Source organism: Helicobacter pylori (assembly GCF_030323545.1).
GTDB lineage: Bacteria > Campylobacterota > Campylobacteria > Campylobacterales > Helicobacteraceae > Helicobacter > Helicobacter pylori_CO.
This window is the reverse complement of record NZ_CP122954.1, coordinates 622706-636629: the sequence shown is the minus strand read 5'-3', so window position 1 is coordinate 636629 and position 13924 is coordinate 622706. Positions and strand designations below refer to the sequence as shown.

Genomic DNA, 13924 nt, shown 5'->3' with positions numbered 1-13924 from the left:
AATTTTAACATGCCTTATCTTATAATTTGGCTTCGTTTTTATCAAAGATTTAAGGCTAGAATTTTGCGTTTTTTCATTTTTTTAATCCTCATTTGCCCTTTAATATGCCCTTTAATGAGCGCTGATAGTGCTTTGCCTAGCGTCAATCTCTCTTTAAACGCTCCTAATGATCCTAAACAGCTTGTAACCACCCTTAATGTCATCGCCCTACTCACGCTTTTAGTTTTAGCCCCGTCATTGATTTTAGTGATGACGAGTTTCACCCGTTTGATCGTGGTATTTTCTTTTTTAAGGACCGCTTTAGGCACGCAACAAACCCCACCCACTCAAATTTTAGTCTCGCTCTCTTTGATACTGACTTTTTTCATCATGGAACCTAGCCTAAAAAAGGCTTATGATACAGGGATTAAGCCTTATATGGATAAAAAGATTTCTTACACCGAAGCGTTTGAAAAAAGCGCTCTGCCTTTCAAGGAATTCATGCTTAAAAACACACGAGAAAAGGATCTAGCCCTTTTTTTTAGGATCAGAAACCTGCCTAACCCTAAAACCCCTGATGATGTGAGTTTGAGCGTTTTAATCCCGGCATTTATGATAAGCGAGTTGAAAACAGCGTTTCAAATCGGCTTTTTACTCTACTTGCCTTTTTTGGTGATTGATATGGTGATCAGCTCTATTTTAATGGCGATGGGTATGATGATGCTACCGCCTGTAATGATTTCTCTGCCTTTTAAAATTTTAGTGTTTATTCTGGTAGATGGGTTTAATTTATTGACCGAAAATTTAGTGGCGAGTTTTAAAATGGTTTGATATTAAAAACATTCAAGCTATAAAAGCTTGAAACCAGTTTAAAACTCATAATTCAAATACGCTGTAATGGATCTCCCTGGTGCGGGCTCTCTTCCTGTAGGGCTTGTGCCAATTCCCCTAAAATAATACTTCATGTTGAAAAGGTTGTTGATTTGCAAGCTTCCTGTGATTTTATGCCTACCGCTTTGCCATAAAACTGAGCTTACTTGAACATTCAACACAAAATACAAGGGCAATAACCCCACAGAATTACAACCATACTCTAGCCCCCCTGTGTATTTTGGGTTTAAGGGCAGGCACACGGTTTGGCTTTTGGCTTGATTGAGCATGGAACTATAAGCGCGACTATAAAAATAGCTACTGATACCAAAAGTCGTGTGCTTGTAAGTATACATCATGTCAAATATGAATTGGTTAGGACTCACATAAGGCAAACGCTTCCCTTTAATGTCAAAGGGTTTATTGACAATACCTGTAAAATAATAAGCAATATCATCAGCGTTAGAAGTGATGCGCGCATCAATGTAAGTGTAAGCCACATGAAATTGCAAACCCCTAATCGGTGCGTAATACAATTCCAATTCCACCCCTTGACTCCTAGCGTTAATAGGCTGTGGGCTATAGCCTCCCGCATAGTAACGATTGGCAAAAATCACAAAATAATTGGTATTAAAGCTCAATAGATTTTTATAACTATAGCGTTGCCCCACTTCAATTTCATTAAAAATTTGGTTGTAATTGGTCCTACTAATGCCTAGCATTGTATGTTGTGGAGGGATAAAACTGCGGCGGTAGTTCGCATACCATATCCAATTTTCCATAGGTTTATAGCCAATGTTAAGGGCGGGACTCCATTCGTTTTGACGCTTTTTTGTAATATTCCATACAGAAAAATCATGCTTTTCTGGCTCTTTGTTGGTATAGTTCAAAAAAGTGTATCTAATCCCTGGAGTTATCACCAATTTAGAATCAAAAAGCTCTATTTTATCGCTCAACCATACCGCTGTATAGTTGTTAAACAAGTTTTGATTGTTGCTGGGAGTTTTAGAAAGAACAAAAGGAGGCATGCGGCACACCCCATTAAAAATATCGGTTTTTTCGCATGTGCTTTGATCCAATCTAAAATACATATCTATTGTCATAAAACGCATGCCCACATTAAAAGTTTGCTTAACTTTACTGGTATTGACAACTAAGTTCAAATTAGGCTCAAAAGCGTTCATTATATAACGCCTTAAATGATCGAAGATAAAAAATCCTGCATAATTTTGATCGGTATAAACAGGGCCTAATTTAGGATTGGTATTGACATTCAAAAAATTAGAATCAAATTGAAAATCCCTTGACATGTCATGCCCATAGTAGCTAAAAGTGAAATCCCCACCTATTTTATCCGTATCCCCAAAAAAGTTTTGATACACAGCTCCCCACCGCTTCGCTCTCCCGCTTTTATTGTTATTAGGGCGGTTGTTTTGAAAACGATTTTGATTATACGCTTCTATGCCTAAAGTTCCGGGGTCTGCCATAAAATAATTATAGTATTGGAAAAAAGCAGTGATCTTATTGCTGTCATTGATTTGATACAATGAATCTAGCATGTAGTTTTGAATGTTCGTAGGGCTGTTGTATCTAAACCCTTGCCCTTTGAGCCAGTTGGCTTGAGCTTGGATTCCAAAATGCTTATTCATCATGCCCCCTGTTCTTAAGTAAGTGTCAAAAAGCATGTTATTGGCTAAGCTTTTGTCAAGGTTTTTAGAATTTTGATTGAAAAAGCCCCCATTTTCAGATTTGCCCCAAAAAGTGGCCCTCTCGCTCACCTGACTCTCCCACTGGGTAGGAATGCCCTTGGTGATCACATTAATCACACCACCAAAAACATTAGGACCATAACGCACGCTCTCCCCACCCTTAGTTACGCTGATTCTATCCACAGATTGGAAGGTTACAGGGAAAATAGGAATGCTAATATCAACATAGGGCGCAACATAAATAGGGATCCCATTGACTAAAACCATAGCCGTATTGGAATGCCCTGAACTCCCCCCACCAAACCCTCTAACAGAAAAGCTAGGCACAGCTCCAATACCCGTAGCGTTTCTAATATGCACGCCTGGCACATTTTGCAAAGCCTCTTCAATGCTTTGATTCGCGCTTTTAGTGAGTTGTTTGTTAGAAATCACCGTGCGAGAACCCATATAGTTTCTCACTTCCTTGCTCCTCCAGCTTAAAGGCGCTTCTTTATCGTTAGCCACCCCTGAAGCTTCTACCCTTTCCAAATTATGAGTTTTGACAGCATGCGCACTATGACTCAAAACAGCCAAAGAGACTAAAATTCTTTTCATTTACCACCTTTTGTGAAAAATGTTCCTTTTTATAACAGGGAGAAACTTATAACAATTGTTATTAGTTTTAGCTTAAATTTTGAGACAATTATTATTTAAATTAAATTAATAGCTTTTTTTGTCAAAAATGCCGATTAATGCGAATGTTTATAGAAAAGATTGGGAGAAAAATAAAAATTTTTTAATATTTTTAATGGGGTGGATTTTAAACAAATAAAGGGTTTAAAAAACCCTTTTATGGCTAGGCTTTAAACCAAAATTTGAGTTGCATAAAAAGCTATCAGGGAAAACGCATACGCTACAACGGTTGTAAAGACAAATAAATACGCTACAAACTTGATCCCCCCAGCTTCCCTACCAAAAGTAATGGTCGCTGCAAAACAAGGGATATAAAACATCACAAACACGATAAAAGCGATTCCGCTTGGCACGCTGACTTCTTTTCTTAAAATTTCTCTAAAAGCGTCAGATTTTTCATTTTGATCCCCTAAAGAAAACAACACCCCCAAAGTAGAAACCACCACCTCTTTAGCCATAAATCCGGTTACAAGCGAGACGCTCAAACGCCAATCAAAATCCATAGGGCTAAAGACTTTTTCTAAATACGCCCCACCTTTTCCTACAATGCTGTTTTTTAAATTCTTTTGATCCAATTTGGTTTTTAATTCTTTTAATTTTTCTTCTTTAGCTTCGCTTGAAAGAGTGGTGTTTTTATCCACTAATAAGCTTTCTTGTTTATAAGTTTTCATAGCCGCATCGCTTTTAGGGTATTGAGACATAAACCAGATCAAAATCGCTCCCACTAAAATGTAAGTCCCGGCTTTTTTTAGGTAGGAAAGCGATTTGGTGTAGATACTGAAATAGACCATTCTCCAACTGGGAAAGCGGTATTTGGGCATTTCCATGATAAAGGATTCAGTCTGTCCTTTAAACACGCTTAATTTGAGTAATTTGGCCATCACTAACGCCACAACCGCCCCCAAAATATAAATGCAAAACAGCACAAAACCCGCGCTTGAAGAAGGGAAAAACGAGCCTACAAACAGCACATAAATAGGGAGTCTTGCCGAGCAGCTCATAAACCCGATCACAAAAAGCGTGATCAGTCGTTCGTTATAATTTTGTAAGGTTCTTGTCGCCATGTAAGCGGGCACAGAGCAGCCAAAACCGGTGATTAAAGGGATAAAACTCTTCCCATGCAAGCCAAACTTATGCAAGATCCCATCTAATAGAAACGCTACCCTACTCATATAGCCTGTCGTTTCTAGTAAAGAAATCCCAAAATACAACACCACAATTAAAGGCAAGAATGAAACCGTCGCTCCCACTCCCCCAATAATGCCATCGCCCACCAAAGACGCTAAATCTTCATTAGCCACATTTTCTTTAACGCTATCGCTCAAAAATTTAAACCCTGCTTCAAGCGCTTTTTGCACTCCCCCTCCTATCAAAAAGCTCAAGGAAAAAATGATAAACATAAACCCTAAAAAAATGAAAATCCCATAACGAGGGTGCATTAAAATCTTATCAATCTTATAAGTGTGTTCAAAGCTCGCATTTTGTTTGTTTTCACTGATCACTGATTGAGCGATTCTTTGAGCGCTCTGGCTGTATTTTAAAGACTCCTTAAAACTTTGAGATGGGACTTTTATGCTTTCATTGTTTGTAGTGTTTTGAGAATAAAGCCTGACAATTTCATCTAATAAAAGCTCTGTATTCAAGCGATCTTCTTTGGATCTTGCGCTTGTTGGCACGCACACAACCCCTAATTCTTTAGAAAGCTTTTCTGTATTGATTTTAATGCCTTCTTTTTGCGCCTCATCCCACATGTTGAGCGCAAGAAGCATTTTTTTATTCGTGTCTAATAGCTGCGCGCTTAAGGCTAAATTACGCTCTAAATTGGTGGAATCCACCACATTGAGAATGAGATCGTATTGCCCTTTTTCTAAAAAATCTTTAGTAACCTTTTCTTCAGTGGTGAAGTCATTGAGCGCGTAAGTGCCAGGTAAATCAATGATCGTGATTTGACGCTCTTTATGGATCAAACTCACTTCCATCTTATCCACGGTAACCCCAGCAAAATTCCCCACTTTCAAATGGGCGTTGCTCAAAGCGTTGATGAGGGAGGATTTCCCTACATTAGGTTGGCCCACAAGAGCGACAATGATTTCTTCCACTTCCAATTCTCCAAATAAGTTTTTTAATTTTTGGTTATATCGTTTTGATATTAAAATTTAGCACTATAGCGCTATAAGACTAATTGTTATATAATAAAAGCGAAACAAGAATGTTAAAATGCGAAAGGAGCGTGTGATGTTGTGCGTGTTTGATATAGAAACCATTCCTAATATAAGCTTGTGTAAAGAGCATTTTCAATTAGAAGAAAATGATGCGCTAAAAATCTGTGAACGGAGTTTTGAAAAGCAAAAAGAAAAAAGCGGGAGTGAGTTTTTGCCTCTTTATTTGCATGAAATTATCTCTATTGCAGCGGTCATAGGCGATGATTACGGGAAGTTTATCAAAGTGGGGAATTTTGGTCAAAAACACGAGAATAAAGAGGATTTTACGAGCGAAAAAGAGCTTTTAGAGGACTTTTTCAAATACTTTAACGAAAAGCAACCGCGCTTGATAAGCTTCAATGGCAGAGGTTTTGACATGCCCCTACTCACGCTCAAAGCCCTTAAATACAATTTAACCTTAGACGCTTTTTACAACCAAGAAAACAAATGGGAAAATTACCGCGTGCGTTATAGCGAGCAGTTTCATTTGGATTTAATGGATAGCTTGAGCCATTATGGATCCGTTAGGGGGTTGAATCTAAATGGCGTTTGCTCCATGATGAATATTCCTGGTAAATTTGATGTGAGCGGGGATTTAGTGCATGCGATTTATTACAACCCTAATTTAAGCCAAAAAGAGAAAAAAGGCGTTATTGACAGCTATTGCCAAAGCGATGTGCTTAACACCTACTGGCTTTTTTTAAAATACGAAGTGTTAAAAGGGGCTTTAAATAAGGAGCAATACCTTGGGCTATTGAGCGATTTTTTAGAAAAATTCCCTAAGGAAAAATCCTATTCAAGCGTTTTTATTAACGCTTTAGAGAAAGAGATTAGGGAGTTTGCTTAAAACCCTATTAAAACCCTGAAACTAGGTAAAGACTGCTTAGAAAGAAATTTTTTAAAGCGTTAGAGAAACATGAGTCTAAAGTGCGTATCTGCTTGATTTTAGATCCCCACTTGAAGCTATATTGTGCAATAATTATTGAACGATAAGAATAATATTTTTGTGAAAAAAATAAACGGATCTCCCTCAATCTAAAACAAAACCTAAAACAAAATCCAACCTGTTAGGGTGTCAATCACCTAAAAGTGATACTATGACTGATAAATCAACTTAAAGGCAAAGACATGAATGAAGTGGTTATAGTGGCAGCAAAACGAAGCGCTGTAGGGAGTTTTTTAGGCTCTCTAAAGAGCGTGGGCGCTAGAGAAATGGGTGTTTGCGTGCTTAAAGACGCTTTGAATGCGAGCGCTCTTAAGCCTAGCGATGTGGATTCTGTCATTTTAGGCAATGTTTTAGGTGCTGGTTTGGGTCAAAATATCGCCAGGCAGATCCAACTAGACGCTGGCATTCCTAATGACAGGAATGCTTTTAGCGTTAATATGGTTTGTGGATCGTCTATGAAAGCCATTCAATTAGCGCATGACAGCATCATGCTTGGGCGCGATGAGGTGGTGGTGTGCGGTGGCGTGGAAAACATGAGTGCAGCACCCTATTTGTCGTTTGACATGCGAGACGGGAAAAGAATGGGGAATGCGAACATGATAGATTCCATGATACATGATGGATTGTGGGATGCGTTCAATGATTACCACATGGGGATCACCGCTGATAATGTCGCTCAAGCATACCACATCAGCCGAGAAGAGCAAGATGCTTTCGCGCTCCAATCGCAACTCAAAGCAAGAGCCGCCATTAATGCAGGGAAATTCCAAGAAGAAATCACGCCTATTGAAATAGCGAATAAAAAAGGCGTGGTTGTTTTTAAAGAAGACGAATACCCTAGAGACACGACTCTAGAATCCCTTGCAAAGCTCAAACCCGCTTTTAAAAAAGACGGATCGGTAACGGCAGGAAATTCATCAGGGATCAATGATGGCGCGAGTATTATCATTTTATGCAGCGCTAAAAAAGCGCAAGCATTGGGGTTAAAAACCATGGCAACTATTAAAGGGTTTGGTTTGGGTGGTTGCAGTCCGGATATAATGGGTATATGCCCTAGTATTGCGATTAAAAACAACCTTAAAAATGTCAAAATGAATCTCAATGACATCAATCTTTTTGAACTCAATGAAGCTTTCGCCGCGCAAAGTCTAGCCGTGTTAAAAGAGCTTGAATTAAACCCCAATATAGTGAATGTGAATGGAGGCGCGATAGCGATTGGCCACCCTATTGGTGCGAGCGGCACTAGGATATTAGTCACTTTATTGCATGAAATGAAAAGAAGCGGGCATGGTGTGGGTTGCGCGTCGTTGTGCGTGGGCGGCGGGCAAGGTCTATCAGTGGTAGTGGAACAAAAATAAGGAGAATGAGATGAACAAGGTTATAACCGATTTAGACAAAGCATTGAGCGGATTAAAAGACGGAGATACTATTTTAGTGGGCGGTTTTGGGCTGTGCGGGATACCCGAATACGCCATTGATTACATTTATAAGAAAGGCATCAAGGATTTGGTTGTCGTGAGCAATAATTGCGGCGTTGATGACTTTGGGCTTGGTATTCTTTTAGAAAAAAAGCAGATTAAAAAGATTATCGCTTCGTATGTGGGAGAGAATAAGATTTTTGAATCGCAAATGCTGAATGGAGAAATTGAAGTCGTTTTGACACCGCAAGGCACACTGGCTGAAAACTTGCGCGCTGGAGGGGCTGGGATACCCGCTTACTACACCCCAACCGGTGTTGGGACTTTGATCGCTCAAGGCAAGGAATCAAGGGAATTTAACGGCAAGGAGTATATTTTAGAAAGAGCGATCACAGGCGATTACGGGCTTATTAAAGCCTATAAAAGCGACACTCTTGGGAATTTGGTATTTAGAAAAACGGCTAGAAATTTCAACCCCTTGTGTGCGATGGCGGCAAAAATATGCGTCGCTGAAGTGGAAGAAATTGTCCCAGCTGGGGAATTAGACCCAGATGAAATACACTTGCCAGGAATCTATGTGCAACACATTTATAAGGGCGAGAAATTTGAAAAACGGATAGAAAAAATCACAACAAGGAGCACGAAATGAGAGAGGCTATCATTAAAAGAGCGGCAAAGGAACTAAAAGAGGGCATGTATGTGAATTTAGGGATAGGCTTGCCCACGCTTGTGGCTAATGAAGTGAGCGGGATGAATATCGTTTTCCAAAGCGAGAACGGGCTGTTAGGGATTGGCGCTTACCCTTTAGAGGAGGGCGTTGATGCAGATCTCATTAATGCAGGCAAAGAGACCGTGACCGTGGTGCCGGGCGCTTCGTTTTTCAACAGCGCGGATTCGTTTGCGATGATTCGTGGGGGGCATATTGATTTAGCGATTTTAGGAGGGATGGAAGTCTCACAAAATGGGGATTTGGCTAATTGGATGATCCCTAAAAAGCTCATAAAAGGCATGGGAGGGGCTATGGATTTGGTGCATGGCGCTAAAAAAGTGATTGTCATCATGGAGCATTGCAACAAATACGGGGAGTCTAAAGTGAAAAAAGAATGCTCCTTGCCCCTAACAGGAAAGGGCGTGGTGCATCAATTGATAACGGATTTAGCGGTGTTTGAGTTTTCCCATAACGCCATGAAATTAGTGGAATTGCAAGAGGGTGTCAGCCTTGATCAAGTGAAAGAAAAAACAGAAGCTGAATTTGAAGTGCACCTATAGCTTATAAAAGGGGTGTTTATGTTTTTATTAAGGCATTTGACTTCAGCGTGCGTGTTTTTGGCGTCTAAATGTTTGCCGGACTCCTTTGTCTTGGTCGCTCTTTTATCGTTTGTCGTGTTTGTTCTTGTTTATTGCTTGACAGGGCAAGACGCTTTTTCTGTCATTTCTAGTTGGGGGAATGGTGCTTGGACGCTTTTGGGTTTTTCTATGCAAATGGCTCTTATTTTGGTGTTGGGTCAGGCTCTAGCTAGCGCTAAATCAGTCCAAAAACTTTTAAAATATCTAGCGTCTTTACCTAAAGGGTATTATACGGCTTTATTATTGGTTACTTTTTTATCGTTAATCGCTAATTGGATCAACTGGGGTTTTGGCTTAGTGATTAGCGCGATTTTTGCAAAAGAGATCGCCAAAAATGTTAAAGGGGTGGATTACAGACTGCTTATTGCTAGCGCTTATTCGGGTTTTGTCATCTGGCATGGGGGTTTATCAGGCTCTATCCCTTTAAGCGTTGCCACCCAAAATGAAAATCTATCCAAAATAAGTGCTGGGGTGATTGAAAAAGCTATTCCTATCAGTCAGACGATTTTTTCTGCTTATAATTTAATCATCATAGGGATCATTCTTGTAGGGTTACCCTTTTTAATGGCAATAATCCACCCTAAAAAAGAAGAAATTGTTGAGATTGACGCCAAGCTTTTAAAAGACGAATACAAGGAAACAGAACTCATTGACCACCAACAAGACAAAACGATCGCACATTTTTTGGAAAACAGCGCTTTGCTTTCTTATCTTTTGGTTTTTTTGGGTTTTGGGTATCTTGGTATTTATTTTTTTAAAGGGGGAGGGCTTGGTTTAAATATTGTCAATACGATTTTCCTTTTTTTAGGGATTTTTCTCCATAAAACCCCTTTAGCTTATGTGAAAGCGATCAACCATTCCGCTAGGAGCGTGGCTGGGATTTTATTGCAATTCCCTTTTTATGCCGGGATTATGGGGATGATGGCAAGCCATAGCGTGGGGGGTCATTCTTTAGCGCAAATGCTTTCTTTAGCTTTCACGCACATCGCTAATGAAAAAACTTTCGCGCTCATGACTTTTTTGAGCGCGGGGATTGTCAATATTTTCATCCCCTCTGGCGGAGGGCAATGGGCGATTCAAGCTCCTATCATGCTCCCTGCAGGGCAAAGCTTGGGGGTGGATCCGGGCGTGGTTTCTATGGCCATCGCTTGGGGAGACGCTTGGACGAATATGATACAGCCTTTTTGGGCTTTACCCGCTTTAGCCATTGCGGGTTTGGGCGCTAAAGATATTATGGGCTATTGCGTTTTGACTTTAATTTTTGTAGGCTTAGTCGTGTGCGGGGTGTTTTATTTTTTAGTGTGAGTTTTTTATGCCTAAAACCACGCTCTTTTCAATGGGGTAGAATTTCTTTTTTACCCTTTAAACGCTCTTGTAATTAAGCCTTATTTCGTTACAATAACCCCATAATAACCTAAGAGGAAGTGTTTTGTTTCTCAAATTTATTTTATGTTTATTATTAGGAATGTTTGCATGGGCAAAAGAGGATATTCCTACCCCATTAACGCCCTCTAAACGCTATTCTATCAATTTGATGACTGAAAATGATGGCTACATCAACCCTTACATTGATGAGTATTATACCGCAGGCAATCAAATAGGCTTTTCTACTAAAGAGTTTGATTTTTCTAAAAATAAAGCGATGAAATGGACTTCGTATTTAGGTTTTTTCAATAAAAGCCCTAGGGTTACTCGTTTTGGCATTTCTCTCGCCCAAGACATGTATACCCCCTCACTTAAAAACAGAAAACTGGTGCATTTGCATGACAACCACCCTTATGGGGGGTATTTACGGGTGAATTTGAATGTGTATAACCGCCATCAAACTTTTATGGAATTATTCACGCTTTCTTTAGGCGCAACAGGGCAAGATTCTTTGGCCGCTCAAACGCAGCACCTCATTCATAAATGGGGCCATGACCCCCAATTTTATGGTTGGAACACACAGCTCAAAAACGAATTTATCTTTGAATTGCACTACCAATTGCTCAAAAAAGTCCCCCTTTTAAAGACTCGTTTTTTTTCTATGGAGTTAATGCCTGGGTTTAATGTGGAATTGGGTAATGCGAGGGATTATTTCCAACTAGGCTCGCTCTTTAGGGCTGGGTATAACTTGGACGCTGATTATGGGGTCAATAAAGTCAATACCGCTTTTGATGGAGGCATGCCTTATAGCGATAAATTTTCCATCTATTTTTTTGTAGGGGCTTTTGGGCGCTTCCAACCCCTTAACATCTTCATTCAAGGCAACAGCCCTGAAACTAGGGGCATTGCTAATTTGGAATACTTTGTTTATAGCAGTGAAATAGGAGCGGCTATGATGTGGCGCAGCTTTAGGGTGGCTTTTACAATCACTGATATTAGTAAAACCTTTCAATCCCAGCCTAAACACCATCAGATCGGCACTTTAGAATTGAATTTCGCCTTTTGATTTAATATTAGGTTTAATATTTTTATCCCTATATGATATTTTTTTGAATGAACTTATTACTATTATTCACTTCACACACTAAATTTTCACTGATTGGCTTTAAAAAAAAAAAAAAAAACGATTTTCATTTTAAAATCTGTCCTATAATTCAAATAGGTTACCTTGATAGGTTACCTTGAGCAACACTTTAATACAAGGAGTCTAAAAAATGAAAGACGCAAGAGTTCAGGTGATGGGTATTGATGCCGGCGGCACCATGACGGACACATTTTTTGTGAAAGAAAATGGCAGTTTCGTAGTTGGTAAAGCCCAAAGCAACCCAGAAGATGAGAGCTTAGCTATTTATAATAGCTCGCAGGACGCTTTATCGCATTGGAAATCAGATGTGAGTAAGGTTTATCCAGAGTTGGTCACTTGTGTGTACTCAGGCACGGCGATGCTCAATCGGGTCGTCCAAAGGCGTGGGATGGAAGTGGGTCTAATTTGCAATAAGGGTTTTGAGCAAATGCATTCTATGGGTAGGGCGTTGCAATCCTATTTGGGGTATGCGCTAGAAGAAAGGTTGCATATTAACACGCACAAGTATGATGATCCGCTGATTCCTCTAAAAAGGATTAGAGGCGTTACAGAAAGAACCGATGTCAAGGGGCAAGTGGTTATCCCAGTGCGCCAAGAAGAGGTTAAAGTTGCTGTTAAGGAGCTTTTAGAAGCGGGTGCAAAGGCCATTGTGATTTGCTTGTTGCAATCTCATAAAAACGCTGAAAGCGAGCGGATCGTTAGAGATATTGCGTTAAAAGAGATTGAAAAATTGGGTAAAAATATTCCTGTATTCGCTTCGGTGGATTACTACCCTCAAAGAAAAGAAAGCCACAGAATGAACACCACTATATTAGAAGCTTATGCGGCTGAGCCAAGCAGACAGACACTCTCTAAAGTCAGCAACCGCTTCAAAGAGCATGGCGCTAAATTTGATCTTAGAGTGATGGCAACGCATGGAGGCACCATTAGTTGGAAAGCTAAAGAGCTCGCTAGAACGATCGTGAGCGGTCCTATTGGAGGCGTGATTGGATCTAAATTGCTAGGCGAAACGCTTGGTTATGACAATATTGCATGCAGCGATATTGGCGGCACGAGCTTTGATATGGCGCTTATCGTTAAGAGCAATTTCAATATCGCTTCTGACCCTGATATGGCGCGTCTTGTTTTATCCTTACCGCTTGTGGCTATGGATTCTGTTGGTGCTGGTGCAGGGAGTTTTGTGCGCATTGATCCACACAGCCAATCTGTCAAACTAGGGCCTGACAGCGCGGGGTATAGAGTTGGCACTTGTTGGAAAGACAGCGGGTTAGACACAGTTTCAGTAACCGATTGCCATATTGTTTTAGGCTATTTGAATCCGGATAATTTCTTAGGCGGTTTGATTAAATTAGATGTGGATAGGGCTAAAAAACACATTAAAGAGCAAATCGCTGATCCGCTAGGCATTAGCGTAGAAGATGCGGCTGCGGGTGTGATTGAGTTGCTTGATTTGGATCTTAAAGAATACTTGCGATCCAATATTAGTGCTAAAGGGTATAGTCCGTCTGATTTTGTGTGCTTTTCATATGGTGGCGCGGGGCCTGTGCATACCTATGGCTATACAGAAGGCTTAGGGTTTAAGGATGTGGTAGTGCCTGCGTGGGCGGCTGGATTTAGCGCTTTTGGTTGCGCTTGCGCTGATTTTGAATACAGATACGACAAGAGCGTGGATATTGCCATTCCGCAGTATTCTTCAGACAAGTCAAAAATAGAGGCATGCAAGATCATTCAAGACGCATGGGATGAATTGACTCTCAAGGTGATTGAAGAATTCAAGATCAATGGATTCTCTGAAAAAGATGTGATTTTAAGACCTGGATACAGGATGCAGTATATGGGGCAATTGAATGATTTAGAGATCACTTCTCCTGTGTCAAAAGCTGCAAGCGTGGCTGATTGGGAAGAGATTGTCAAAGAATATGAAAAAACCTACGCTCGTGTTTATTCTGAATCAGCGTGTTCTCCAGAGCTTGGTTTTAGCGTGACCGGCGTGATCATGCGTGGTGTTGTGGCTACGCAAAAACCTGTGATTCCGGTTGAAAAAGAGCATGGCGCTACGCCTCCAAAAGAAGCCAAAATAGGCGTTAGAAAATTCTATCGTCATAAAAAATGGGTGGATGCAGATGTGTGGCAAATGGAAAAATTACTGCCTGGAAATGAAGTCATAGGGCCTGCGATCGTGGAATCAGATGCGACCACTTTCGTGATACCCAAGGGCTTTGCGACAAGACTAGACAAACACCGATTGTTCCACTTGAAAGAAATTAAATAAA

The 13924-nt window shown here is 40.3% G+C and carries 10 protein-coding genes; 8 read left to right on the top strand and 2 right to left on the bottom strand.

The annotated features are described in order from the left end of the window. Positions 1–63: 63 nt before the first annotated feature. Positions 64–810: a flagellar type III secretion system pore protein FliP gene (fliP, locus tag QAP06_RS03070; protein WP_001210284.1), complete on the top strand. Its 747-nt coding sequence runs from the start codon at positions 64–66 to the stop codon at positions 808–810. Positions 811–848: 38 nt separating this feature from the next. On the opposite strand, the gene QAP06_RS03065 is transcribed toward fliP, so the two are convergent. Together QAP06_RS03065 and feoB are read right to left on the bottom strand one after the other, a co-directional pair. Then, positions 849–3152 (bottom strand): TonB-dependent receptor family protein, encoded by a 2304-nt coding sequence (locus tag QAP06_RS03065; protein ID WP_286466613.1) that lies wholly within the window; start codon positions 3150–3152, stop codon positions 849–851. Between the two features lie 248 nt (positions 3153–3400). After that, positions 3401–5329: a ferrous iron transport protein B gene (feoB, locus tag QAP06_RS03060; RefSeq protein WP_286466603.1), complete on the bottom strand. Its 1929-nt coding sequence runs from the start codon at positions 5327–5329 to the stop codon at positions 3401–3403. Between the two features lie 136 nt (positions 5330–5465). Between feoB and QAP06_RS03055 the strand changes: the two genes are divergently transcribed. The 7 genes from QAP06_RS03055 to QAP06_RS03025 all read left to right on the top strand — a co-directional run bounded on the left by QAP06_RS03055 (position 5466) and on the right by QAP06_RS03025 (position 13923). Next, the gene (locus QAP06_RS03055; RefSeq protein WP_286466601.1) at positions 5466–6278 is read left to right on the top strand and encodes a 3'-5' exonuclease; all 813 of its coding nucleotides are present in this window, start codon (positions 5466–5468) and stop codon (positions 6276–6278) included. Positions 6279–6559: 281 nt separating this feature from the next. Beyond that, positions 6560–7735, top strand: a complete 1176-nt coding sequence (locus QAP06_RS03050) for an acetyl-CoA C-acetyltransferase (RefSeq protein WP_286466599.1) — start codon at positions 6560–6562, stop codon at positions 7733–7735. Between the two features lie 10 nt (positions 7736–7745). Then, the gene (locus tag QAP06_RS03045) at positions 7746–8444 is read left to right on the top strand and encodes a CoA transferase subunit A (RefSeq protein ID WP_097694482.1); all 699 of its coding nucleotides are present in this window, start codon (positions 7746–7748) and stop codon (positions 8442–8444) included. Then, positions 8441–9064, top strand: coding sequence for a 3-oxoacid CoA-transferase subunit B (locus QAP06_RS03040; RefSeq protein ID WP_021303588.1), 624 nt, complete (start codon positions 8441–8443; stop codon positions 9062–9064). The genes QAP06_RS03045 and QAP06_RS03040 overlap by 4 nt, the downstream gene beginning before the upstream one ends. Before the next feature lie 18 nt (positions 9065–9082). After that, positions 9083–10447, top strand: coding sequence for a TIGR00366 family protein (locus tag QAP06_RS03035; protein WP_286466577.1), 1365 nt, complete (start codon positions 9083–9085; stop codon positions 10445–10447). Between the two features lie 124 nt (positions 10448–10571). Beyond that, a complete protein-coding gene (locus QAP06_RS03030; protein ID WP_286466571.1) occupies positions 10572–11573 on the top strand; it encodes a lipid A deacylase LpxR family protein in 1002 nt (333 codons plus the stop codon). Positions 11574–11781: 208 nt separating this feature from the next. Further along, the gene (locus QAP06_RS03025) at positions 11782–13923 is read left to right on the top strand and encodes a hydantoinase/oxoprolinase family protein (protein WP_078248065.1); all 2142 of its coding nucleotides are present in this window, start codon (positions 11782–11784) and stop codon (positions 13921–13923) included. Position 13924: the final 1 nt, after the last annotated feature.